The organism is Kosakonia sp. LAM2021, from assembly GCF_016620385.1.
In the GTDB taxonomy this organism is placed as follows: domain Bacteria; phylum Pseudomonadota; class Gammaproteobacteria; order Enterobacterales; family Enterobacteriaceae; genus Kosakonia; species Kosakonia sacchari.
Genome location: NZ_JAENHT010000003.1, coordinates 77,850 through 102,903, shown reverse-complemented (window position 1 = coordinate 102,903; position 25,054 = coordinate 77,850). Strand labels below are relative to the sequence as shown.

The 25,054-nt window shown below is 57.9% G+C and carries 18 protein-coding genes; 13 read left to right on the top strand and 5 right to left on the bottom strand.

Annotated elements, in window-relative coordinates:
- Positions 1-14: 14 nt before the first annotated feature.
- From fepD to fepC, 3 genes are read left to right on the top strand one after another with little or no spacing between them, the layout of a single operon-like run.
- Entirely contained in the window at positions 15-1,019 is a 1,005-nt protein-coding gene (gene fepD, locus JKP81_RS09235; protein WP_200551502.1) for a Fe(3+)-siderophore ABC transporter permease, read from the top strand.
- Positions 1,016-2,008 (top strand): iron-enterobactin ABC transporter permease, encoded by a 993-nt coding sequence (fepG, locus tag JKP81_RS09230; protein WP_200551501.1) that lies wholly within the window; start codon positions 1,016-1,018, stop codon positions 2,006-2,008. The genes fepD and fepG overlap by 4 nt, the downstream gene beginning before the upstream one ends.
- The gene (gene fepC, locus JKP81_RS09225) at positions 2,005-2,805 is read left to right on the top strand and encodes an iron-enterobactin ABC transporter ATP-binding protein (RefSeq protein WP_200551500.1); all 801 of its coding nucleotides are present in this window, start codon (positions 2,005-2,007) and stop codon (positions 2,803-2,805) included. The genes fepG and fepC overlap by 4 nt, the downstream gene beginning before the upstream one ends.
- 153 nt (positions 2,806-2,958) lie before the next feature.
- Here fepC and entF read toward each other — a convergent pair whose 3' ends face one another.
- From entF to fes, 3 genes are read right to left on the bottom strand one after another with little or no spacing between them, the layout of a single operon-like run.
- Positions 2,959-6,846: an enterobactin non-ribosomal peptide synthetase EntF gene (gene entF / locus JKP81_RS09220; protein ID WP_200551499.1), complete on the bottom strand. Its 3,888-nt coding sequence runs from the start codon at positions 6,844-6,846 to the stop codon at positions 2,959-2,961.
- Positions 6,847-6,856: 10 nt separating this feature from the next.
- Entirely contained in the window at positions 6,857-7,060 is a 204-nt protein-coding gene (locus JKP81_RS09215; protein ID WP_200551498.1) for an MbtH family NRPS accessory protein, read from the bottom strand.
- A 28-nt stretch (positions 7,061-7,088) separates the two neighbouring features.
- Positions 7,089-8,300, bottom strand: coding sequence for an enterochelin esterase (gene fes, locus JKP81_RS09210; RefSeq protein WP_200551497.1), 1,212 nt, complete (start codon positions 8,298-8,300; stop codon positions 7,089-7,091).
- Between the two features lie 253 nt (positions 8,301-8,553).
- Here fes and JKP81_RS09205 point away from each other — a divergent pair, with 253 nt between their 5' ends.
- The 5 genes from JKP81_RS09205 (at position 8,554) to JKP81_RS09185 (ending at position 15,267) form a co-directional block, all read left to right on the top strand.
- The gene (locus tag JKP81_RS09205) at positions 8,554-10,827 is read left to right on the top strand and encodes a TonB-dependent siderophore receptor (RefSeq protein ID WP_200551496.1); all 2,274 of its coding nucleotides are present in this window, start codon (positions 8,554-8,556) and stop codon (positions 10,825-10,827) included.
- Positions 10,828-11,082: 255 nt separating this feature from the next.
- Entirely contained in the window at positions 11,083-12,024 is a 942-nt protein-coding gene (locus JKP81_RS09200; protein ID WP_200551495.1) for a D-ribose ABC transporter substrate-binding protein, read from the top strand.
- Positions 12,025-12,036: 12 nt separating this feature from the next.
- Positions 12,037-12,651, top strand: a complete 615-nt coding sequence (locus JKP81_RS09195) for a DUF2291 family protein (protein WP_200551494.1) — start codon at positions 12,037-12,039, stop codon at positions 12,649-12,651.
- Positions 12,651-14,177, top strand: a complete 1,527-nt coding sequence (locus JKP81_RS09190) for a sugar ABC transporter ATP-binding protein (RefSeq protein WP_200551493.1) — start codon at positions 12,651-12,653, stop codon at positions 14,175-14,177. Before JKP81_RS09195 ends, JKP81_RS09190 begins: the two co-directional genes overlap by 1 nt.
- A gap of 1 nt (position 14,178) precedes the next feature.
- Positions 14,179-15,267: an ABC transporter permease gene (locus JKP81_RS09185; protein WP_200551492.1), complete on the top strand. Its 1,089-nt coding sequence runs from the start codon at positions 14,179-14,181 to the stop codon at positions 15,265-15,267.
- 69 nt (positions 15,268-15,336) lie between these two features.
- Here JKP81_RS09185 and JKP81_RS09180 read toward each other — a convergent pair whose 3' ends face one another.
- Both JKP81_RS09180 and JKP81_RS09175 read right to left on the bottom strand, forming a co-directional pair.
- On the bottom strand, positions 15,337-17,019 hold the full coding sequence (locus JKP81_RS09180) for a methyl-accepting chemotaxis protein (RefSeq protein WP_200551491.1): 1,683 nt from the start codon (positions 17,017-17,019) through the stop codon (positions 15,337-15,339).
- 221 nt (positions 17,020-17,240) lie between these two features.
- Positions 17,241-18,203 carry a sugar-binding transcriptional regulator gene (locus JKP81_RS09175; protein WP_200551490.1) on the bottom strand — a complete coding sequence of 321 codons (963 nt, stop codon included), beginning with the start codon at positions 18,201-18,203 and terminating at the stop codon, positions 17,241-17,243.
- Between the two features lie 316 nt (positions 18,204-18,519).
- Between JKP81_RS09175 and JKP81_RS09170 the strand changes: the two genes are divergently transcribed.
- From JKP81_RS09170 to JKP81_RS09150, 5 genes are all read left to right on the top strand, one after another.
- Positions 18,520-19,350, top strand: coding sequence for a transketolase (locus JKP81_RS09170; protein ID WP_200551489.1), 831 nt, complete (start codon positions 18,520-18,522; stop codon positions 19,348-19,350).
- Complete coding sequence (locus tag JKP81_RS09165; RefSeq protein WP_200551488.1) at positions 19,343-20,290, top strand: transketolase family protein; 948 nt, start codon at positions 19,343-19,345, stop codon at positions 20,288-20,290. Before JKP81_RS09170 ends, JKP81_RS09165 begins: the two co-directional genes overlap by 8 nt.
- 33 nt (positions 20,291-20,323) lie before the next feature.
- Positions 20,324-21,742, top strand: a complete 1,419-nt coding sequence (locus JKP81_RS09160) for an L-fucose/L-arabinose isomerase family protein (RefSeq protein WP_200551487.1) — start codon at positions 20,324-20,326, stop codon at positions 21,740-21,742.
- A 20-nt stretch (positions 21,743-21,762) separates the two neighbouring features.
- The gene (locus JKP81_RS09155; RefSeq protein WP_200551486.1) at positions 21,763-23,265 is read left to right on the top strand and encodes an FGGY family carbohydrate kinase; all 1,503 of its coding nucleotides are present in this window, start codon (positions 21,763-21,765) and stop codon (positions 23,263-23,265) included.
- Positions 23,266-23,437: 172 nt separating this feature from the next.
- A complete protein-coding gene (locus JKP81_RS09150) occupies positions 23,438-25,006 on the top strand; it encodes an ABC transporter substrate-binding protein (RefSeq protein ID WP_200551485.1) in 1,569 nt (522 codons plus the stop codon).
- Positions 25,007-25,054 lie beyond the last annotated feature (48 nt).

Sequence of the window (25,054 nt, the reverse complement as noted above, 5' to 3'; positions counted from 1 at the left end):
ATTTGGGACGTTTTATGTCGTGTTCTGCTTTCCCGGCGCGCCCCGTTGCCCTCGCCGGGTTATTGATATTGTTGGTTGTCGCCATTGCACTCAGCCTGTTTGTTGGCGCAAAACCCCTGCCCGCCGCGGTTGTCATTGACGCCCTGACAGGCGTCTGCCAGAGCGCGGACTGCACCATCATCAACGATGCACGTTTGCCGCGTACGTTGGCAGGTTTACTCGCTGGCGGCGCGCTGGGCATTGCCGGTGCGTTAATGCAAACGCTCACGCGAAATCCGCTCGCCGATCCTGGCTTACTCGGCGTTAACGCCGGTGCCAGCTTCGCCATCGTGCTCGGCGCGGCGCTGTTGGGCGCGGTCACCCCTGTCGAACAACTGCTGCTCGCCTTTTGTGGCGCGCTGGCGGCGTCGCTGCTGGTCGCCTTTACCGGCAGTCAGGGCGGCGGACAGCTCAGCCCGGTTCGCCTGACGCTGGCGGGCGTGGCGCTGGCGGCGGTGCTGGAAGGGTTATCGAGCGGCATTTCGTTGCTTAACGCCGACGTTTACGACCAGTTGCGCTTCTGGCAGGCCGGTTCGCTGGATATCCGCACCCTGCAAACGCTAAAAATTGTCCTTATTCCGGTGCTGCTGGCAGCGCTCATCGCATTGATGCTGAGCCGTGCGCTGAACAGTCTGAGCCTCGGCAGCGATACTGCTACGGCGCTGGGCAGCCGCGTGGCGCGCACGCAGTTGCTCGGTTTAGTGGTGATTACGGTGCTGTGCGGCAGCGCGACGGCGGTTGTCGGCCCGATTGCCTTTATCGGCCTGATGATGCCGCACATGGCGCGCTGGCTGGTGGGCGCGGATCACCGCTGGTCGCTGCCGGTTACGTTGATTGCCACCCCTGCCCTGTTACTGTTTGCCGATATACTTGGCCGCCTGCTGGTGCCGGGCGAACTGCGGGTTTCCGTGGTCAGTGCCTTTATCGGCGCGCCGGTATTGATTGTGCTGGTGCGCCGCGCGCGCGGAGGCGGCTTATGATGGCACCCTCCCGCCGCCTGCTCGGCAGTTGCTTGCTCATGGTTATTGCCGCGTTGCTTTTAGCTACCTGGGGTTTACGCAGCGGCGCGGTGACGCTGGCGTTTTCGCAAGTGCTTGACGCGCTCACCGGCGATGCGCCGCGCGCCATGCAACTGGTGGTAATGGAGTGGCGCTTGCCGCGCGTGCTGATGGCGCTGCTGGTGGGCGCTGCACTTGGCGTGAGTGGCGCGATTTTCCAGTCGCTGATGCGCAACCCGCTCGGCAGCCCGGATGTGATGGGCTTTAACACCGGCGCGTGGAGCGGCGTGCTGGTGGCGATGGTGCTGTTTGGCCAGCATCTGGCTGCTATCGCGCTGGCGGCGATGGCGGGCGGTCTGCTGACCTCGTTGGTGGTCTGGCTGCTGGCCTGGCGCAACGGTATTGAGACGTTCCGCTTGATCATTGTCGGTATTGGCGTGCGCGCGATGCTGGTGGCGTTTAATACCTGGTTGCTGCTGCATGCCTCGCTGGAAACGGCGCTCTCCGCCGGGCTGTGGAACGCCGGATCGCTCAATGGCCTGACATGGGTGAAAACCGTCCCTTCCGCACCGATCATGCTGGTGATGTTTCTTTTTGCCGCGCTGCTGGCACGCCGGATGCGGCTGCTGGAAATGGGCGATGACAGCGCCTGCGCGCTCGGCGTCAGCGTTGAACGTTCACGTCTGATGCTGATGCTGGTAGCCGTCGCACTCACCGCCGCCGCAACCGCGCTGGCGGGGCCGATTTCGTTTATCGCGCTGGTCGCGCCACATATCGCCCGCCGGGTTAGCGCCACTGCGCGCTGGGGGTTAACCCAGTCCGCACTGTGCGGCGCAGTGTTGTTGTTGCTGGCGGATATGATTGCCCAGCGAGGTTTTACCCCTTACCAGTTGCCGGTCGGCGTGGTGACCGTCAGTCTGGGCGGTATTTACCTTATCGCCTTGTTAATTCAGGAGTCTCGTAAGAAATGACCGATTCATCTGCCCGTTTGCGCGGCGAAGCGCTCACCCTTGGCTACGGCAAAAAAGTGGTTGCCGAGCGCTTAAGCGTGGCGATCCCCGACGGCCATTTCACCGCCATTATCGGCCCTAATGGCTGCGGTAAATCCACGTTGCTGCGCACGCTGAGCCGCCTGATGACGCCCGCACAAGGCCATGTTTATCTTGATGGCGAGCAGATCCAGCGCTATGCCAGCAAAGAGGTGGCGCGCCGTATAGGGTTACTTGCGCAAAATGCCACCACGCCCGGCGATATCACCGTGCAGGAATTGGTCGCGCGTGGGCGTTATCCACACCAGCCGCTGTTCACCCGCTGGCGCAAAGAAGATGACGACGCGGTGCAACGCGCCATGCGGGCAACCGGGGTAGAAAGCCTGGCCACGCAGAGCGTCGATACGCTCTCCGGCGGGCAACGTCAGCGTGCATGGATCGCCATGGTGCTGGCGCAAGAGACGGCAATCATGCTGCTTGATGAGCCGACAACATGGCTGGATATCAGCTATCAGATCGACTTGCTGGAACTGTTGAGTGAGTTAAACCGCGAACAGGGCTATACGCTGGCGGCGGTGCTGCATGATTTGAATCAGGCTTGCCGCTACGCCACGCATCTGATTGCGCTGCGCGATGGCAAAATCGTAGCGCAGGGCGCGCCAAAAGAGATTGTGACCGCAGATCTGATTGAAGCGGTGTATGGCATGCGCTGCATGATCATCGACGATCCCATCGCCCATACCCCGCTGGTGGTGCCGCTCGGGCGTAGCGGCAGATAAATGCATTGCGAAGTGGTGTTTACCCGATATTTATCGTGGTGACGGTTTTGTTCTGTTCACCAGACGTATCCTGTTTCGGCGGTTAAACAGGCGCTGAAACAGGATAAAGGGGCCTGTCTGCCCCTTATAAACACAGACGCACCGGGTCTTTCCCTATTCTCCCAATACTTCTCTTAGCACCGGGCCAATGCGCTCAAACGCCTGCGGCGAGATAATCTCCACGTGAGCGCAATCCTGACGGTAAACCTCCAGTTCGCGAACCCACGGTGCCCAGGCGGTGTGCGGATCGGTGCCTGCGGGTAACGTGCGCCCGGCAACAAACAGCGTGGCTTTACCGTCAAACGGCAGGCTGTGGGCGGTGGTCAGCAAGCGAACCGCATCGGCATAGTTGCCCTCGATAACCGAGAACAGCTCACCGGAGGCTTGCCCCTGCTGCGCGGCGAGAAACGCTTGCCGCTCACGTTCTATCTCTGCCAGCACTTCTGGATCCAAGCCGTTCGCCTCTTTTTCTGCCCAGTTTTGCGTTTCCGGCGGCCAGGTATCGAGCAGCCCGAGGAACGCCACCGCCTCGCCCCGCTGCCGCAGACGCGCGGCAATACCCTGAGCCAGCGTTCCACCGAGCGAATAACCCAACAGGTAATACGGCCCGTGCGGCTGCTGCGCCAGCAGCGTCGCCAGGTGTTGTTCACAAGCCTCATCTAACGTGGCGGCCTGTTGCAGCGGCCCATCCGGTCGCGGTGACTGAATACCGATGATCGACCAGCGCGGCGCAAGGTGACGGGCGAGCACGCTAAACTGCCAGGCAAAACCGGACGCCGGATGGAAGCAAAACAGCACTGGGCCGTCGCTCTCGCGCAGGGGCAGCAGCGTTTCCAGCCCAAGCCGCCCGGTCTGTTCCGCCGAAAGCGTTTGTTCGAGCGACGCGGCGAGTTTTTCTACCGTGGAAGCCACCATGATTTGCCCGGGCGTAACCTGCCGTTCACACTCGCGGCTCAGTTGCGCCGCCAGGCGCATTGCCAGCAACGAATGACCGCCCAGCGCGAAGAAATCCGCCTGCGCGTCGTTCACTTCGCACCCCAGCAAACCGGAAAATGCCTGCGCAACCAGCGTTTCCATCCCGGCATTGAGCGGACGACCGCCCTGCTGCACCGCCAGTTCCGGCAGCGGTAACGCTTTTCTGTCGAGCTTACCGTTGGCGCTCAGCGGCAGCACGTCCAGTTGCACCAGCAACACCGGCACCATATGCGGCGGCAGTCGCTCACGCAGTTGTGCCAGCAGCGCCGTCGCATCCAGCGGCTGCCCGGAGGCAGAAACCACATAACCGACTAACTGGCGCGCATCGCCGCCGCTGGCGGCAGCCTGATTAAAGACACAAGCATGCGCCACGGCCTGAGCCACGTCTGGCAGCGCCAGCATGGCTCGATCAATTTCGCCTAACTCAATGCGCTGGCCGCGAATTTTCAACTGATCGTCACTGCGCCCCAGATATTCAACCGCGCCGTTTTCCAGCCAGCGCGCAACATCACCGGTGCGATACATGCGCTCGCCTGCGGCAAACGGATCGGCGATAAAGCGGCTGGCGGTGAGATCCGGACGGCCAAGGTAGCCCTGCGCCAGCTGGATGCCGGTGAGGTAGAGATCGCCCGCCACGCCCGGCGGCACCGGGCGCATCATCGCATCCAGAATGCGCAGCCCGGTGTTCCATACCGGAAAACCAATCGGCACGCTGTTGCCGCGCACACCTGCCAGCGCCTCGCCATACGCCGGATACCAGCTTACGTCGACAGCCGCTTCCGTCGGGCCGTATAAATTATGCAGCGGCGCGCCGGTCAGCTGCTGCCACTCGCGACAGAGATCGGCAGGCAGCGCTTCGCCACTGCAGAACACCTGTTTTAGTGTGCGGCAACTGCGCTTTGCGCTTTCTGGCGTTAGCGAGGCGACAAACGCGGCCAACATCGACGGCACAAAGTGCGTGGTCGTCACGCCGTAATGGGTAAAGAAGTCCTGCAACGCTTGCGGATCGCGGTGTGCTTCCGGTTCTGCCATTACCAACTTTGCCCCGGCGATAAACGGCCACCAGAACTCCCACACCGACACGTCAAAACTACACGGCGTTTTCTGCGCCACCACATCCTGCGCAGCGAGCGGATAACTCTCTTGCATCCACAGCAGTCGGTTGACGATGGCGGTTTGCCCAACCATCACCCCTTTTGGTCGCCCGGTGGAGCCAGAGGTGAAGATGATGTACGCAGTATGCTCCGCACGCGCCAGATTGAGCGCGTCGCTGCCGTGGGTTTCCAGCGGGGCTTCGTAGCAGAAATGGCGAAGCGTGGGAATATCGCTAAAGCGCGCCAGTTGATTCTGCGCGGTGATCAGCAGACGCGGTTTGGCATCTTCGAGCATCATTTTCAGCCGCTCATCCGGGTAACCGGTATCCAGCGGCAGCCAGGCGGCGCCCGCTTCGACAATGCCGTGCAGCGCCAGCGTCAGGAATACTGAGCGCGGCAGCGCCACCGCCACGCTGTCGCCGGGTTGTACGCCAAGCTGGCGAAGCTGGTGCGCCAGCGCCACAACCTGCTCGCGCATTTCGCGGTAGCTAAATTGCCACTGCGCATCCGCCAGCGCGGGCGCATCCGGCGTTTTCGCCGCCTGCGCAGCAACCAGCGCGCTTAACGTGGTGGTCGGCAGCACCTTGCCGGTATCGTTAATGTCCGCCAGCCGCTGCGCTTCGGGCGATAAGAGCAGCTCAGCATCGCCGCAGCGCAACTGCGGGTTTTCGGCAAATTGCCTGAGCAGATGCGCCAGGCGCCCGACGTGCGTTTTTAATGTGGCTTCATCATAACGGCTGCGGTTCGCCAGCACTTCCAGCGATAGCCCGCCCTCTTCGTGCGGGAACAGGGCGATTTCCAGATCGTTGACCGGTCCGGTCGCCAGCGTGTGCGTAGTGCCTTTAATGCCGTCAACATCCAGCAGGTAATCAAACATTTTGACGTTAAACACCGGGCCGAACAGCGGCTCATCACCCGCCGCACGTCCGGCGTCGCGCACAATTTGTTCGGCGTCATAACGCTGGTGGCGACGCATCGCTTTCAGGCTGCCTGCAAGCGTCGTTGCCAGCCCGGAGAGCGTTTGTGTGCCATCCAGATGAATGCCCAGCGGCAGCACGTTGAGTACCGGCCCGGTGGCGGTTAACGCCGCCGAACCCATACGGCGCATAAAGATGAATCCGGCGGCATAGTCGCTGCGCCCGCACAGGCGACCAAGCCACAGTGCGGCCAGCGCCAGCGCCAGATCGGCGGGCGAATTGTGGCTAAAAGCCAGGGTTAGGCGGCGAAATGCCCCGGTATCCATCTCCACGTTGAGACGTAAAATATCGGTCGTTGCCGCGCGCCCCGGCAATGGCGTATCGGAAAGCGAAACCGGAGAGGGCAACGCGCTGCGCTGCTGTGCCCAAAAAGCGCGGTCACGTTGCCAGGCGTCACTTTCGCGGTAGCGCTGGTACTCTTCCACCACCTCGGCAAACGGCGTAAAGGGCGATATCGGTGTTGCCTCACCGCGTCGCCATGCGCTGTAAATGGCAGCAATCTGACGGGTAATAGCCGGGAAACTGAAGCCATCAACCAGTAAATGGTGATAACGCTGATACCAGTACCAGTGCTGCTCGCCCACGCACAACAGTTGATGGCAAACCAGCGGATTGCCGCTCTCGACACGCAGGTTTTGCGCCAGGTCGGCCTGCATCATCTGTAATGCAGTAGCGTGCGGTTCGCGGCTGTCACGCAGATCGACAATTTCCGGCAGGTCGAATTTATGCGCCTCATCAACCCACTGCCACACTTCGCCGTTTTCTTCCTCAAAGCGCATGCGCAGCGTATCGGCTTGCGACAAACCGCTGGCAATCGCTTGTGCCAGCAGCGCGGCGTCAATATCACCTCTCAGTTCGACATAGTGCGCCACGCTCCAGGCGTTAGGCAGCGTTGAAAGTTTTTCCGCCATCCAGATCCCCGGCTGTGCGGCGACCAGCGGTAAACGTTGGGTCATTTTCCGCTCCTCATTGCGCATGGTGCGCCGGGGTCAATGTTTGCCAGTTTGCCGCCAGCCAGGCGTTGCAGGCATCCTGCGGTTGTGGCTCGCACACCACGTTCCAGCCCGCAGGAAGCGCGCACTGCGCGGGCCACAGGCTGAACTGCCGCTGGGTATTTTGCAGAATATAAAATTGCCCTTGCGGGTTATCGAAGGGGTTGGTGAATTCCATAGCAAACTCCTGTCGTAGAAAGGCGCGATTAACGGGCGCGGGTAAGCGGCTGCCAGAGGGTGATAAGCCCGGAGGTCAGCCCGCCGCGCCAGCAAAGCGCATCGTGTCCGCCGTCAACCTGACGCCAGAAAACCGACTGCTGTGTGCGTTGTAACAGGGGAAAAAGCGCCTCGTTAGCGCGAAAAATAAGCGGCTCGCGCACCCCGGCCTCCAGCACAATGCGCAGGCCCTGTGGGTTCAACTCACCATTTTTAAGTTGTTCGATAATGATGCCGTCACGCTCACCGCCGCGATGCGGCCACCAGAACGATCCGGACTGGCTCAACACGCAGCCAAACCGCTGCGGCCAGTGCAGCGCGGCATAAAGTGACGACAAGCCGCCAAAACTCTGCCCGGCCACCACGGTGCGATCCGCGTTGTCGCTGAATGGCGCGATGGCACGGACCTGTGGCAATAACTCGTCTTGTACCGCCAGCCAGAAATCGGCATTGCACGGCAGTTCCCGGCTGCGGTGGGCGTTATCAATCACATCAATCAGCACGTACACCGCATCCGGCAGTTGCCCGGCGGTGGTTAAGGCTGCCAGCGCGGGCCATACCGGCATGCTTTGCGCCCAAAACTGCCCGTCGAGCAGGATCGCCAGCGGGCGTTCAGCGCTATCGCTATTGCCGGTGGTGTAAACCCAGACGCGGCGCGTGTTGTTCAGGCGCGCGCTGCGCCATTGCAGGCGCTGCGGCGCGTTGAACGGCGTATCCGTTTCGCGCCAGCCCGGCTGTAACGGCGCATCGGGCATTTCCAGCGCCGAAACGGGATGACCGCGCCCGCCGCGCCAGCTTTGCGGATTGAGCGGATCGGCAATCGCATGCGCCAGTAATTTGCGCCAGCCTTCGCGCAGCGCGGTGCGATCTGGCGGTGTCGTGGTAAAAACGTCGGCGGAAAAATCGTCGCTGTTTTGCGAAGGAATGAAGCAGTAGCTGCCGCGCCAGCTGGCGGCAAGCGTGGTTTTCCAGCACCAGACATCGGTTCCGGCAATGCGCGTCAGCGATTGCGGCGTCGATTTTTGATGGTGATCGGTCACCCCGGTAATGTAGATCCACACCCGGCGCACGCGCGAGGTTGCTTCTGTCCCGGCAGGATCGCGCCACCAGAACGTGACCGCATAATTTCCCTGCGCGTTTTTGACCCATTCGGGTCCCTGTTTTGACTCCCACCAGGCATCGCTTCCCGTTGTTGACGTCACGGCTTTAACCTCAAATATGCTGTGGAAATTTTTGCTTGCAGATCAAAAAATATCGATAATATTATTGATAACTATTTTCATTTGCAATAGCGTATTGGCGCGCTGTGGGAAGCGCGTCTTTCACTTAAAACGGCCGCCGTGGGCGAATTTTCTCAGGACTGAGCGACTCGCTACGTGCTGGCTTCATCATGCCGCCTCCTCTCCCCCTGGGAAAGGACTTGCCGGGGATGCGGCGACGAAATGCAGGTAAAAAATGAATAACAAAATCAAATCCCTGGCCGTTCTGGTCAATCTGGGGATCTACGGCGTTGCTGTGCCAGCGTTGGCGGCAGAAACCCGCGCCACCTCTGGCGAAGAGACGATTGTTGTCACGGCGGAGCAGCAAAACTTGCAGGCGCCGGGCGTTTCCACCATCACCGCAGACGAAATTCGTAAGAACCCGCCTTCCCGTGATGTCTCCGAAATTATCCGTACCATGCCCGGCGTGAACTTAACCGGTAACGCCACCAGCGGTCAGCGCGGGAACAATCGCCAGATCGACATTCGCGGCATGGGCCCGGAAAACACCCTGATTCTGGTGGATGGTAAACCGGTCACCAGCCGTAACTCCGTGCGCCTTGGCTGGCGCGGCGAGCGCGACAGCCGTGGCGACACCAACTGGGTACCACCGGAAATGATCGAGCGTATCGAAGTGATTCGCGGCCCGGCGGCGGCGCGTTACGGTAACGGCGCAGCGGGCGGTGTGGTGAATATCATCACCAAAAAAGAGAATACTGGCGAATGGCACGGCTCGTGGAATACCTATTTCAACGCGCCGGAACACAAAGATGAAGGTTCAACCAAACGCACCAACTTCAGCCTGAGCGGCCCGCTCGGCGGCGATGTTAGCTTCCGCCTGTACGGCAACCTGGCCAAAACCCAGGCCGACGCGCAGGACATCAACAAAGATCACCAGTCCGAACGCACCGGCACTTACGCCAACACCGTCGTTGCCGGGCGTGAAGGTTCGATCAACAAAGACATTACTGGCGTTGTGCGCTGGGATTTTGCCCCGATGCAGGCACTGGAGTTGCAGGCCGGTTACAGCCGCCAGGGCAACCTCTACGCGGGTGATACGCAGAACACCAATAACGACAGCACCACCAATAACTACGTCAATGATAACTATGGCAAAGAGACCAACCGTCTTTATCGCCAGAACTACTCAGCGACCTGGACCGGCGGCTGGGATAACGGCGTTACCACCAACAACTGGGTGCGTTATGAACACACCCGTAACTCGCGTATCCCGGAAGGGCTGGCGGGCGGTACGGAAGGCCTGTTCAACGCGCAAAAATTCTCTGATATCGACTACAGCGATCTGTTGCTGCACAGCGAAGCGAGCGTACCGTTTGAGCTGCTGTTCAAGCAGAACCTGACGCTCGGCGCAGAGTGGGATCACCAGAGCATGAAAGATTCCACCTCGAATACCCAAACCTTTATGGGCGGCAATATTCCGGGTTACAGCAGCACCGGCCGTAGCCCCTATTCCGATGCGGATATCTTCTCGGTGTTTGCCGAAGACAACATTGAGCTGACCGACAGCACTATGCTGACCCCGGCGCTGCGCTTTGACCACCACACCATCGTCGGTAATAACTGGAGCCCGTCGCTGAACTTGTCTCAGGGCCTCGGCGATGACTTCACGCTGAAAATGGGTATCGCCCGCGCGTACAAAGCACCGAGCCTGTACCAGACTAACCCGAACTACATTCTCTACAGCCGTGGTCAGGGTTGCTACGCGGTCACCGTGGATGCTAACGGCAGAGACATCGGCTGCTATCTGCAAGGTAACGACGATCTGAAAGCAGAAACCAGCATCAACAAAGAGATTGGTCTGGAGTTCAAACGTGACGGCTGGCTGGCGGGTGTCACCTGGTTCCGTAACGACTACCGCAACAAGATTGAGTCTGGCTACGCGCCGGTTGGGCAAACCTCTATCAAGAGCGGCAATTCAAACCTGAACACCTATATCTACCAGTGGGATAACGTGCCGAAAGCGGTGGTGGAAGGGTTAGAAGGTGCGTTGAATGTGCCGGTAAGCGAGACAGTAAACTGGACCAACAATGTCACTTACATGCTGCAAAGCAAAAACAAAACCACCGGCGAACGGCTGTCGATCATTCCTGAATACACCTGGAACTCGACGCTGAGCTGGCAGGTTACCCAGGATGTTTCGCTGCAATCGACCTTTACCTGGTACGGTAAACAGCAGCCGAAAAAATATGACTACAAAGGTAACCGCGTGACCGGTTCCGCCACCAACGAAGTGAGCCCGTACAGCATCGTTGGCCTGAGCGGCACCTGGGACGTGACCAAAAACGTCAGCCTGACGGGCGGTGTCAGCAACGTGTTCGACAAACGTCACTGGCGCGAAGGTAACGCGCAAACTACCGGCGGCGGCGCAAACTGGATGTACGGCGCAGGTGCTGCAACGTATAACGAGTCGGGCCGCACCTGGTATATGGGCGTAAACACCCGCTTCTAAGCACCAACCGCCCTCTCCCCAACGGAAGACTCCCCCGCTTCCCACGGGGAGAGGGTTCTCTCGCTTCCCCTATTTCCCCTCGTTGAATAACCCGCAGCAGTGCAGAAATCGCCCGTGCCTTTAGCGCCTGGATCGTGATCCTTTTCTCCTTTTAGGAAATTAGCTGCGCAAAGCGTAGACAGTTCGTCGTCGTCGAATTATCGTTACTTTGAATAATAAATCATTATTGAATATATATTCAATGTGGAGAAAAAGATGAACAAGACCCTACTGAAATCTGCTGTACTGGCTTCGATGATCGCCGCTTCCGGCTCGCTTTTCGCCGCAGATAACGGCCTGATCGCGATTATTACCCCTTCACACGATAACCCGTTCTTTAAAGCAGAAGCCGATGGCGCAGCCGCCAAAGCCAAAGAGCTGGGCTACACCACGCTTGTCGCCTCGCATGATGATGACGTGAACAAACAAAACCAGCTGATTGAAACGGCGATTGCCCGCAAAGCGAAAGCGATCATTCTGGATAACGCCGGGGCAGACGCCACCGTCGGCCCGCTGGAAAAAGCCAAAGCCGCAGGCGTACCGACATTTTTGATAGACCGGGAAATTAACAAAACCGGCATCGCCGTGGCGCAGATCGTCTCTAACAACTATCAGGGCGCGCAGCTCGGCGCGGAAAAATTCGCCAAATTGCTCAACGGCAAAGGCAAATATGTTGAGTTACTGGGCCGCCAGTCCGACACCAACGCCAGCGTACGCTCGCAGGGTTACCACGATGTGCTGGACGACTACCCGGACCTGAAAATGGTGGCGCAGCAGACCGCCAACTGGAGCCAGACCGAAGCCTTCACCCGCATGGAAGCCATTTTGCAGACGAACCCGGACATTGTTGGTGTGATCTCCGGTAACGATACCATGGCGCTCGGCGCAGAAGCCGCGCTGAAAGCCGCCGGGAAAACCAACGTTATTGTGGTCGGTTTTGACGGCAGCGATTACGTGCGCGATTCAATCATCAACAAAGGCAATATCAAAGCCACGGTGCTGCAACCGGGCTGGCAACAGGCGCAGATGGCCGTAGAACAGGCGGATTACTTTCTGAAAAACGGTAAAGCGCAGAAGGATGAAAAACAGCTGATGGATTGTGTGCTGATCGATGACAGCAACGCCAGCAAACTGAAAATGTTCAACCTCAGCAAGTAACGCGGAGGCGATATGTCGTTAACACAATGGGGCGCGTTACTGACAGGGTGCGCCGCCCTGTTGCTCACGGCCTGCACCGTGGTGGATCTGGATGAAAATGGCAAGCCGATTCTGCCTGCCGACCCGAACGCGAAAGCGAAAGCGAGCTTCGACAACCAGACACCTCAGCAGATCGCGCAACAAACCTGGCAGGCGCGCGTGATTGACGCCGCCCATCAACATGCGCTGGACGCCACCGCGCTCGCCGCGCAGATGAAAACCCCCACCACTACGCCGCACAGCGTTTTTGTCCGGCTGACAAGCCAGGTCGCGCGGATTGATAAGCGCAATGAACGGGAACAACAGCTGGTGGTGAGCCTCAACGGCCAGCCGCTGGAGATCCAGACCGGCCCGGTGGTGCGCGGCAATGCGATTCGTGACGCAACCGGGTTTAAATTTGAGGACTTCACCAACCAGGTGCAGTTTGCGCAGCTCTCCCGCGCTTACAACCGTGAAGCGGTGAAACATCTGCCGAAAATCGACGCCAGTTGGGCCGGAAAACCGGTCAGCGTGCTGATGGCGCTGACGATAAACGGCGGCAAGGCTGAGGACGCCGTCGCCCTGGAGCTGAAACAGGAGGCACAATAATGAGCGACGTACCTAGGGATGAAATTATTCTGCGCACCAAAGGCGTGTCGATGCTGTTTCCCGGCACCGTGGCGCTGGACAACGTGGACTACAACGTCTGGCGCGGCAAAGTGAATGTGATAATCGGTGAGAACGGCGCAGGGAAATCGACGCTGATGAAAATCCTCGCCGGCGTGCAGCAACCGAGCCTCGGCGATATCGAACTGAACGGTGAAAAAGTTCATTTCGCCGATACCCGCGCCGCCGCCGCGCACGGAATTGGCATGGTGCATCAGGAGCTGAATCTGTTTGAAAATCTCAACGTCGCCGAGAACATCTTTTTAGGCCGCGAGCTGCAAAAAGGGGTAACGCCGATTAACGAAGCCGGGCAGGAAAAGCGCACCGCTGAACTGCTCAAACGCCTCGATCAGCCTATCTCACCGCGCGAACTGGTCGGTAACTTAAAAGTCGGCCAGCAACAACTGGTGGAGATAGCCAAAGCGCTGGCGGAGGACGCGGATATTTTGATCCTCGACGAACCGACGTCGGCGCTGAGTAAAACCGAAGTGGAGATCCTGTTTCGTGTGATCCGCGAACTCACCCGCCAGGGGGTGTCGATTATCTACATTTCGCATCGGCTGGAAGAGCTGATGGCAATCGGCGATGTGATCACCATCCTGCGCGACGGCAAATTCCAGGCTGAAGCGAAAGTATCAGATATCGACGTGCCGTGGATTGTGCGCGAAATGCTCGGTAGCGATCCGGTGAGCAATTTCCTCTCGCCGGGGCGCACCTTTGGTGCACCGGTGCTGGAAGCGGAACATATCACCTGCGTCAACGCCAGCGGCGTGGCGACGGTGAACGATGTCAGTTTCAATGTGCATGCCGGGGAAATTGTCGGTATTTACGGGCTGATGGGCGCGGGGCGCACTGAGTTGTTCGAATGCCTGCTCGGAACGGAGCGTAATTACCTCGGAAAACTGTGGCTCGACAGCAAACCCGTGCCGCAGCGCTTAACGCCCGCCGAGCGCATTCGCATGGGGATGAGCCTCGTCCCGGAGGATCGCAAACGCACCGGCATTTTTCCCATCTCGTCGGTGGCGACCAACCTGACGATCGCCAGCCTGTGGCGGCGGTTGCAGCGCGGTTTGACCATCGCCAGCAAGCAGGAAGCGGAAGTTGTCGCCACCACCATTGGCAATTTGTCGATCAAAGTCTCCTCGCCGGACGTCGAAATTCAGGCGCTGAGCGGCGGCAATCAGCAAAAAGTGGTGATTGGCCGTTCGCTGCTGACTAACCCGAAAGTGCTGTTCCTGGATGAGCCAACGCGCGGCATTGATGTCGGCGCAAAAGCCGATGTGTTCCGCATGATGGTGCAGCTTTCCGAACAAGGCATTGCGGTGGTCTTTTCGACGTCCGATCTGAAAGAAATCATGGCGGTGTCTGACCGCATTATGGTGATGTCCGGCGGCAAACTGACCGCCGATATTGTGCGCGACCGGGCCGAGGAATCGGCGCTGGTAACAGCAAGTGCCCAGGGGTTCTGATATGAAAACAATACAATCTGTGGCGATGACGCCGCGCGCGGGCGCGTCGCTGTCGCGTGAAAGCATTCTTCTGTTACTGCTGAAGCTGCGTACCTTTATCGCGCTGTTCCTGATTGTCGGTTTCTTTACCGCCACCGTGCCGGGCTTTCTCTCCACCGGCAGCCTGCTGATTATGATTAAGCATATCGCCATCAACGCTTTTCTGGCGCTCGGCATCACGTTTGTCATTATTACTGCCGGCATCGATTTGTCGATTGGTGCCACGCTCGGGCTGTGCGGGATGATTGCCGGCTGGATGATCACCAAAGGCATTGTGCTGCCGATGTTTGGCATCGCCATTTTTCCCAGCGTCTGGGTGATTGTGCCGCTGGTGCTGTTAATTGGCGGGTTAATCGGTGCGGTGAATGGCTGGATAATCACCCGTTATAACGTGGCACCGTTTATCTGTACGCTCGGCACCATGTATGTACTGCGCGGTGCGGCGATGCTGACGTCCGACGGGCAAACGTTCCCCGGTCTTTCGGGTAATCCGCTGCTGGGTAATACCGGTTTCGATGAGATTGGCGCAGGTACGCTGCTGGGTATTCCGTGGGCCATCTGGCTGATGATTGTGCTGGCGGCGGTCATTGCCTATGTTGCCCGACGCCTGCCGTTTGGCCGCCATGTTTACGCCATCGGCGATAACGAACGTGCCGCCGAGCTTTCCGGCGTGCGGGTAAAACAGGTAAAAATCTGGGTTTACACTATTTCCGGCCTGTGTGCGGCGCTGGCGGGAATTGTTGTTTCCGCGCAACTGCTGGCAAGCCACCCGGCGAACGGTACGGCGTTTGAAATGAACGCCATCGCCGCCGTGGTGCTGGGTGGAACTTCGCTAGCCGGTGGCCGTGGTACGGTGCTCGGCACGCTGATTGGTGCTTTCGTGATTGGCTTTCTCGCCGACGGACTGGTGATGATGGGCGTCAGCGAATTCTGGCAGATGGTGATTAAAGGCATTGTCATCATCGTGGCGGTGATTATCGATCAGATGCAAAACCGCATGCAGCAGAAAGCGGCGGTGGTGGCGCAAAAAGCGGTGATGAAAGGGAAATAGAACCAGCTTACCCGGCAATGTTGCCGGGTCTTTTATGTCGCCCGGATTGTGCATCCGGGCTTTTTTTTATCAGAACGCTTCCCAGTCGTTTTCTGGTGCTTTGCTGCCACCCGCCAGCGCCGGGCGTCGCAACGCGTTCCCGGCTTTTGGCGCGCTCGCGACTGGTTTGCTGGTATTGCCCGGCTGCGCGGCATCTCCTGGCAGTTTAAACACCGAAACAATTTCGGTTAACTGGTAGGCCTGCTGCTCCAGCGAACCAGAGGTGGCAGAAGACTCTTCCACCAGCGCGGCATTTTGCTGCGTGACGCTGTCCATCTGCGAAATCGCCGTGCCGACCTGACCGATCCCTTTGCTCTGCTCGATAGACGCCGAGGCGATCTCGCCCATGATATCCGTCACGCTGGTGACCGAACGCAGAATGTTATCCATCGATTCGCTGGTCAGCGTCACCTGGTCGAAACCGTTGTTGACGTTGGTGACTGACTCATCGATCAGCGTTTTGATCTCTTTTGCCGCACCGGCGCTGCGCTGCGCGAGGTTGCGCACTTCGCTGGCGACGACCGCGAAACCACGACCCTGTTCACCGGCACGCGCCGCTTCGACGGCGGCGTTAAGTGCCAGAATGTTGGTCTGGAAAGCGATACTGTCGATGACGTTAATAATGTCGGTGATTTTCTGCGAGCTGCTGGTGATGTTTTTCATGCTGGCAATGACCGCCTGTACGCGCTCTTCGCCTTTATTCACTGCGGCTGACGCCGTTTTTGCAAGCGAGCTGGCTTCGCTGGCGTTGTCGGCGTTCTGTTTGACCACCGCGCTCAGCTCTTCCATGCTGGCGGCGGTTTGCGTCAGCGCGGCGGCCTGTTCTTCCGTGCGCGAAGAGAGATCGGTGTTACCGGAAGCAATTTCGCTCGCCCCCTGGTAAATTTCCCCGGCACTGTTACGGATCTGCGTGACGGTGTTCACCCAGTTGTTCTGCATGGTTTCAAGGTAGGGGATCAACTGCCCTACTTCGTTGTTGCCGAGATTTTTTGTTGGCTTATCCAGATTACCGACCGACAGCACCTGCAAATGCTGTTTTACCCACTCCAGCGAGCGCGCCAGGCACAGCGCCAGGTAACGCTCCGACATCACCAGCATCGCCAGGCCAATAATCATGGCAACGATAATGATGGTGCGCGTCAGGGAAACCCAACTGGCAATACGCGCGTTAGCGGCGGATTTCAGGTCATGAATTTCCTGGTTATAGGCCACAATCGCCTGCGAAAAACCGCTACGTAACGGGCTGAATTGCGCTTTCGACAGTTGGTTATAGCTCTCAACATTATTGGCTTTAACGGCGGCGAACATCGGCGTAATCGCCTGGTTAAACAGGGTCAGCGAGCTGTTATAGATATTGTCGGTGGCGTTGGTGCTGATATTCGCGTGATCAGTCACTTTGAACTGATTAAGCCCGTTTTGCAGAAAATCGATATCTTTGCCGATACGATCGATCATTTGCTGGTAGTTTTGCGTATCGTTATTGGCCTGGAAAACCAGCGCGCGATCCATCAGCAGTTTGACCTGATAATAGCGGTCGCTGGCGTTATTAATGATGTCGCCGTTAACCTGCTGCACATTAGTGAGTTCCACTTCCTCGGTCAGGCCGCTTAACGCGTGCAGTGAAAAAAACGAGACACCGCCCCAGAGCAGAGTGAAAATCACCAGGATCGCCAGCATCGCGACCTTGATTTTTAGATTTCGAATAAAGTGCATAAAAACCCCGGTAAATAGTTGTGAAATAAAGTATTCAGGCAGCGGTACTACCGCTGTCTACAACTCCATCGGCTAAGTGTCGGGGTTAATTAAGAATAAAAAGAAGTAAGGCAATAACCTTTGTATTGAAATGGTGATAACAAATATTGTACCAGTGCTTAACTTTTCTGCCGCAACTGAACACTTCTCAGCGCGGCAGATGTTAACGTGAGGGGGTTAATTCATTCCGCCGGAATGTCTTTCACCAGACTGCGGGCGGTGGGGTAATCCGTTATCAGCACATCGATATAGTTGCCCTGTAACGCACCGCGAATAGCGTTGCGTTTTTCCACCCCACCCGCCAGCGCTATCACATGCGGGCAGGCGCGGATCTGCTCAAGCTCCATTCCAATTACCGGATCTTCATCTTCGTTGAGCACCGGTTTGCCCGCCGCGTCATAGTAGTGCAGGCAGATATCGCCCACCGCGCCGCGTTCGGCCAGCAGTTTGAGCATCTCTTCGTTGTAGTAGTTACCGGAATTTTTCAGCAACTGAGACGGTTCCAGCTCGCCAATACCGACAATCGCCACATCCACTTCGGCGAATTTCGCCACCACCGCGGCAACGTCCGGGCTGTTGACCAGCCGCGCGCGCTCTTCAACCGAGTGTTCAATACTTTGCGACGGCAACAACCACGACGGGCAACCCAGGTGCGCCGCCAGTTGCTGCGTCAGAATGGTCGCCTGCACATTACCGTTCGGCCCTACGCCGCCCAGCAACTGAATCACGCCTGCAGCGCGAATACTCTGCGGGTGTAGTTCATCCACCATGCAGCGAATGGTGCTGCTCCAGGACGAAATGCCGACCAAATCTTCCGGGCGCAAACGCGTTTCCACATAGTGCGCCGCCGCGCTGCCGATGGCGTGCTTGATCTGCGCGTTGCCGGCATTTTCACCGACATCCACCACCACCGCCTGGCGAATGCCATATTGCTGCTCAATGGCCTTTTCCAGCGCGACGAAAATATTGGTCGGCTGCACAACGGTAATTTTAACCAGCCCCTCTTTCTGGCAACGCGTTAACGCCCGCGACACAAAAGATTGCGAGAGGTGGAGCAAGGTGGCGATTTCAGACTGTTTTTTGTTTTCGTTGTAATAAAGCGTGGCAATTTTCACCAGTAGCCGCTGTTCATCCTGCTTCGACATGCGCATCCCCTTAATCTGTTGCTGGTATTTTTATGCATCATTGAATAGATAACAAGCCAGCGTTGAGAGCAGCCGACGATCCAAATGTGATCCTTTTCTCCTTTCTTCCAAAATTGCCTGTACAGAGCGTAGACAAAGCCCGGCACAAGGCATATCTTTAATCATGAATAATAAATCAGTAGTGAATATATATTCTATACAGCAACAAATCCAGCGTAAAATCTGACTGTGACGGTTAGTAAACGCCGATGGGCTGCACTTTTTCACTCTGATTGAATATTTATTCATTCAAGATTATAAATTCAAGAGGTGTCTTATGAATCCGTTTTCGCTCTCTGTTGATGAGCTCGAAAAGAAAGCCCGCGCGGTGCGCCGCCGTATCATCGTGCTGAACGCCGAAAGCCCGGCTGGCGGGCATACGGGGGCCGATTTATCGCAAGTGGAGCTGCTGACGGCGCTCTACTTCCGTATCCTGAACTGTTCGCCGCAAACCAAAGAGAGCGACGAACGCGATATTTATATTCAGTCGAAAGGCCATGCGGTGGGCGGTTATTACTGCGTGCTGGCGGAAGCCGGGTTTATTCCCATCGACTGGCTGGCGACTTACCAGCATGCAGATTCCCACTTACCGGGCCATCCGGTGAAACACAAAACCCCCGGCGTAGAGCTGAACACCGGCGCGCTCGGCCACGGTTTACCCGTCGCGGTCGGCATCGCGCTGGCAGCGAAACGCAGTAATAGCAAGCGCCGCGTTTTTGTCGTCACCGGCGACGGTGAACTGGCCGAAGGCAGCAACTGGGAAGCCGCGCTGGTCGCCGCGCACTACCAGCTGGATAACCTGATCATCATTAACGACAAAAACAGCCTGCAACTGGCGGGGCCAACCAAAGAGATCCTCAATACCGACCCGCTGGATGCGAAATGGCGCGCCTTTGGCATGCACGTTACCGAGTGTCGCGGTAACGATATGGCAGAGGTGGTCACCACGCTGGAAGGGCTGCAACCGGCGGGCAAACCGCATGTGGTGATTGCGCACACCACCAAAGGCGCAGGCGTCTCCTTTATTCAGGGGCGCCCGGAGTGGCACCACCGCGTGCCGAAAGGTGAAGAAGTTGAACTGGCGCTGGAGGAACTGAAAGATGAGTAAAAGTGAACACCTGGCGACGGTGATGGTGAATGCCTTTATCGATGCCGTCGATAGCGGTGTGGATCTGGTGCCGGTGGTGGCGGATTCCACCTCTACCGCCAAGATCTCACCGTTTATGAAAAAATTTCCCGGCCGCGTGGTGAATGTCGGTATCGCCGAACAAACATTGGTCGGCGCTGCTGCGGGTCTGGCGCTGGGTGGCAAAATCGCCGTCACCTGTAACGCCGCGCCGTTTCTGATCTCCCGCGCTAACGAACAGATCAAAGTCGACATCTGCTACAACAACACCAACGTCAAACTGTTCGGTCTGAATGCCGGTGCGAGCTACGGACCGCTGGCCAGCACGCACCACAGCATTGACGATATTTCAATACTGCGCGGTTTCGGCAATATCGAGATTTATGCCCCTTCCTGCCCGCTGGAGTGTCGGCAGATTATTGATTACGCCCTCGCCCACGTTGGTCCGGTTTATATCCGCCTTGATGGTAAAGCGCTGCCAGAGTTGCACGATGCCGATTACCGCTTCGCGCCGGGCAATATTGATGTGCTGCGTCGGGGCAGAGATATCGCGCTGGTGGCAATGGGATCGACGGTGCATGAAATTGTCGAAGCTGCCACACAACTGGCAGCACAAGGTATTGACGCCAGTGTTATCAGTGTACCGTCTATTCGCCCATGCAATATATCGCAGCTACTTGCGGCGCTGAAAAACCACCGCGCCGTGGTCAGCGTGGAAGAGCACAACATCAACGGCGGCGTTGGCAGCCTGGTGGCAGAAGTGCTGGCAGAAGCGGGTTGTGCACTGCCGCTGCGTCGGCTCGGCATTCAGGATGGCGAGTACGCCATCGCCGCCGACCGCGCTGCGACTCGCGCCCGCCATAAAATCGACGCGGCTGGCGTGGTCAACAATGCCCGCGAGCTGCTGGCAGCCCGACAATAACAATAAAAAAAACATTTTACTGGAGAGAGAACAATGTCCCGAATTCCACAAAAACTGACCATGGCGGTGATCATTGGCAACCGTGGTTTTTTCCCAAGCTACCTTGTGGCGGAAGCGCGCGAGCAGGCCATTGCCCTGTTTGACCGCCTTGGCATCAACACCATCATGCTTAACGAGACGCAAACCGAGCTAGGCGGTGTGGAAACCCGCCAGGACGCGAAGATTTGCGCCGATCTGTTCCGCGCGCACCGCGATGAGATCCACGGTGTTGTCGTGCTTTTGCCCAACTTTGGTGATGAAAAAGCAGTGGCGGAAACCCTGCGCCTTTCCGGGCTAAACGTGCCGGTGCTGGTGCAGGCCGAAGAGGATAATCTGGATAAAATGGGGCTGGCGACGCGCCGCGACAGCTTCTGCGGCAAAATATCCCTGTGTAATAACCTGCGCCAGTACGGCATTCCTTTTACGCTCACCACCCAACATGTCTGTGCGCTCAGTGGTGAGGTATTCGCGCGCGATCTCAAACGCTTTGAGCAGATCTGCCGCGTGGTCAGCAGCATGCGCGGTGTGCGCGTCGGCGCTATCGGCGCACGCCCTGCCGGGTTTAACACCGTGCGCTATAGCGAAAAATTGCTTGAACGTCTGGGTATCGCGGTAGAAACCCTCGATCTTTCTGAAGTCTTTACCCGCATAAAAACCCTGCGCGACGATGATATTCGCGTTGATGAGAAACGCCGCCTGCTGCTGGATAACGCCGACGCCAGCGCCATTCCGGCCGACAAACTGGTGACCATGGCGAAGCTGTTTGTGGTGATAAGCGAATGGGTTACCGCCAACGATATCGACACCACCGCCATCCAGTGCTGGACCTCATTACAGGAGAACCTCGGCATTAACGTCTGCTCGATCATGAGCGTCATGTCTGGTCAGTTAATGCCATCGGCCTGCGAAGTGGATGTGATGGGCGCGCTCTCCATGTACGCGCTGGCAAGCGCCAATATGAATCCGGCCTCCATTGCCGACTGGAATAATAATTTCGGCGACGATCGCAACAAATGTGTGCTGTTTCACTGCGGAAACTTCGCCTCTGCCAGCCTGGAATCGCCGCACATGGGCACTGCCGACATCATCGGCACTACCGTCGGGAAAGAGAATACCTGCGGTGCGGTACATGGCCGCCTGAAAGCGGGCGCGCTGACGTACTTCCGCTTAAGCACTGACGATCTGAGCGGCGACATCAAAGCCTATGTTGGCGAAGGCCAGTCGGTGGACGATCCGCTGGAGACTGTCGGCTGCCGCGCGGTGATCCAGGTGCCGAAGCTGGAGAACCTGCTCGCCTGGATCTGCCGCAACGGCTTTGAACACCATGTGGCGATGAACCACGCCGCCAGCGCGGAAGTCCTGCACGAAGCCTTTACCCGCTATCTCGGTGTTGAAACGTACCTGCACCAGTAACCGCAATCAGGAGAGATGCGATGTCGCAGGAAAACATCATTATCGCGCTGGACGAAGGCACCACCAACGCCAAAGCCGTCGCGCTGAACGCGAAAGGCCAGGTGGTGGCGACGTGCTCGCGCCCGCTGAGCATCGAAACGCCGCGTGAAGGCTGGGTTGAACAATCCGGCGAAATGCTGCTGGAGGCCTCGCTGGCGGTGGTGCGCCAGGTGGTGGAAGCCGTTGGCGCACAGAATGTTGCCGCGCTGGCTATCAGTAATCAGCGAGAGACCGCCATCGGCTGGTATCGCGCCAGCGGAAAACCGTCAGGTCCGGCGCTCAGCTGGCAGTGCTCGCGCACGGCGGATTTTTGTCATGCGCTGCGTGAACAGGGAAAAGAAGCGGCCATCAAAGCCGCGACCGGCTTGCCAGTCGCGCCGCTCTTTTCCGCCTCGAAAATGCGCTGGCTGCTCGATGCCATCCCTAACGGCAGCGCGCTGGCAGCGCAGGGTGACATTTGCCTTGGCACCGTCGATAGCTGGCTGTTATGGCATTTCACTGGCGGAACGGCCTTCTGCTGCGATTACTCCAACGCCTCGCGCACACAGTTGTTCAACCTGCACAGCGGTGACTGGGACGAGGAGATGTTGGTGCTGTTTGGTATTCCGCGCCAGGCACTGCCGCAAATCCGCCCCTCCAGCGGCTTATTCGGTCACACTCAGGGGTTGAGCGGCATCCCGGATGGCATTCCTGTTCTGGCAATGATTGGCGATTCCCACGCCGCGCTGTTTGCTCATGGGCTGGGCGCAGCAGGCTGCGTAAAAGCCACCTACGGCACCGGTTCATCGGTGATGGCACCGGTCGCGAGTGCGCAGTGCGAGGTTAAATCGCTGGCGACAACCGTGGCGTGGCACGATGGCGAGCGGCTGGTTTACGGGCTGGAGGGCAATATCCCGCACACCGGCGATGCGGTGGCGTGGATGGTGGAAAGTACCGGTCTGAACGAATTGTCCGAGGCCGAACTGGCGCAGGCGCTGAGCGCCCTGCCCACCTCAGTGGACTCAACCCTTGGCGTCTATTTTGTCCCGGCGCTGACCGGGCTGGGCGCGCCCTGGTGGGATGAGCATGCGCGCGGGTTAATCCACGGTTTAAGCCGCGGTGTGAAACGCGCGCACCTGATCCGCGCGGCGCTGGAGTCGATAACTTACCAGATTGCAGATGTGGTGGTGGCAATGCGCCAGCACGGCGAGTTTTCCCTGCACGCGCTGATGGTGGACGGCGGGCCGACCAAAAATAACTGGCTGATGCAGTACCAGGCGGATCTGCTCGGCTGCCCGGTGATGCGCAGCGATGTTGCCGAGCTTTCCGCTATCGGCGCGGCGCTGCTGGCGCGCAAGGCGTTATTGCAGATAGATAACGAAAAGTTGCGCGCCTTCCTGCCGGAACATATCACCTTCCAGCCGGATATGGCGCGCCACGACCGCCTGCAAAAACGCTGGTTTGACTGGCAAAATGCAGTGCAACTGGCGCGCGCAACAGCGTAATTTCCTCTTACGCGGGGCATTCGCTCCGCGCTTCTCCCCGCTAATGACAAAAACATCTGGCTTATGCTCATGCAGCATATTGAAAGATGAATTTAAACTTTAAGAAACATGAGAAGCAGCCTACTTTAGCGGAACAAATAATCACATCGTATTAACTTTTCAGGGATTTCTTATGACTAAAAAACTGCTGCCTCTCGTCATATTGACGCTCCTTTCTGCTGCCAGCCACGCGGCAACGCCGCCGGATACGCTGGTGGTGGCCCAGGGACTGGATGATATTGTCAGTCTCGACCCGGCGGAAGCTAACGAACTCTCCAGCATTCAGACCGTGCCGAGCCTGTACCAGCGCCTTGTACAGCCGGATCGTGAGAACCCGGAAAAGATTAACCCGGTGCTGGCGGAAAGCTGGCAGGCAGATGCGGCGGCGAAAACCCTGACTATCAAACTGAAAAACGATGCGAAATTTGCCTCCGGCAACCCGCTGCGCCCGGAAGATGTAATTTTCTCTTATACCCGCGCTGTCACGCTGAACAAATCACCGGCGTTTATTCTCAACGTGCTTGGCTGGCAGCCAGAAAATATCGCCAGCCAGTTGAAAAAGGTCGATGACCATACTCTGCAATTGCACTGGACAGCGGATGTCAGCCCGGCTGTAGCATTGAATATTCTCTCCACGCCGATTGCCTCTATCGTTGATGAGAAACTGGTTAGCGCCAACGTGAAAGGTGATGACTTGGGCAACGCGTGGCTGAAGATGCACTCTGCGGGCAGTGGCGCGTTTAAAATGCGCGTCTACCAGCCGCACCAGGCGATTGTGCTGGATGCTAACGCCATCTCGCCTGGCGGCGCACCGAAACTGAAAAACATCATCATTAAAAACGTGCCGGATCCGGCTTCACGCCGCTTACTGATCCAGCAGGGCGATGCCGATGTGGCACGCGATCTGGGCGCGGATCAAATCAGCGCACTGGCGGATAAAAAAGGGGTCAAGGTGCTGAGCATCCCGTCTGCCGAGCAAAACTATCTGGTGTTTAACGCCGGTAACAGCGCCAACCCGCTGCTCAATAACCCGGCGTTCTGGGAAGCGGCGCGCTGGCTGGTCGATTACAACGGCATCACCAAAGACCTGCTGAAAGGGCAATATTTTGTCCACCAGAGCTTCCTGCCGGTCGGCCTGCCGGGCGCGCTGGAAGATAATCCGTTCAAATTTGACCCGGCGAAAGCGAAAGAGATCCTTGCCAAAGCGGGCATTAAAGATGCGCACTTCACGCTGGATGTGGAGAACAAACCGCCGTTTATCACCATCGCGCAATCCATGCAGGCCAGTTTTGCCCAGGGCGGCGTGAAGGTGGATCTGCTGCCTGCCGCCGGTAGCCAGGTGTATGCCCGCGTGCGTGCCAAACAGCATCAGGCGGCGATCCGTTTGTGGATCCCGGACTACTTCGACGCCCACTCTAACGCCAGCGCCTTTGCGTATAACGACGGCAAATCCAGCACCGTGGCAGGGCTGAACGGCTGGCAAATTCCCGAGCTAAGCAAAGCGACGCTTGCCGCGGTGGCCGAGCCGGATGCGAAAAAACGCCTTGAACTGTACAAACAGATGCAGCAGGAGTTGCAGCATAAATCACCGTATGTCTTTGTCGATCAAGGCAAAACACAGATTGTGGTACGCGACAACGTGAAAGGCTATCAGCAGGGGCTGAATGCGGATATGGTGTGGTATGACCGCGTAACCAAGTAATGCTTCCTCCTCCCGCTCACGCGGGAGGGTTCTTTTACTGACCACGAG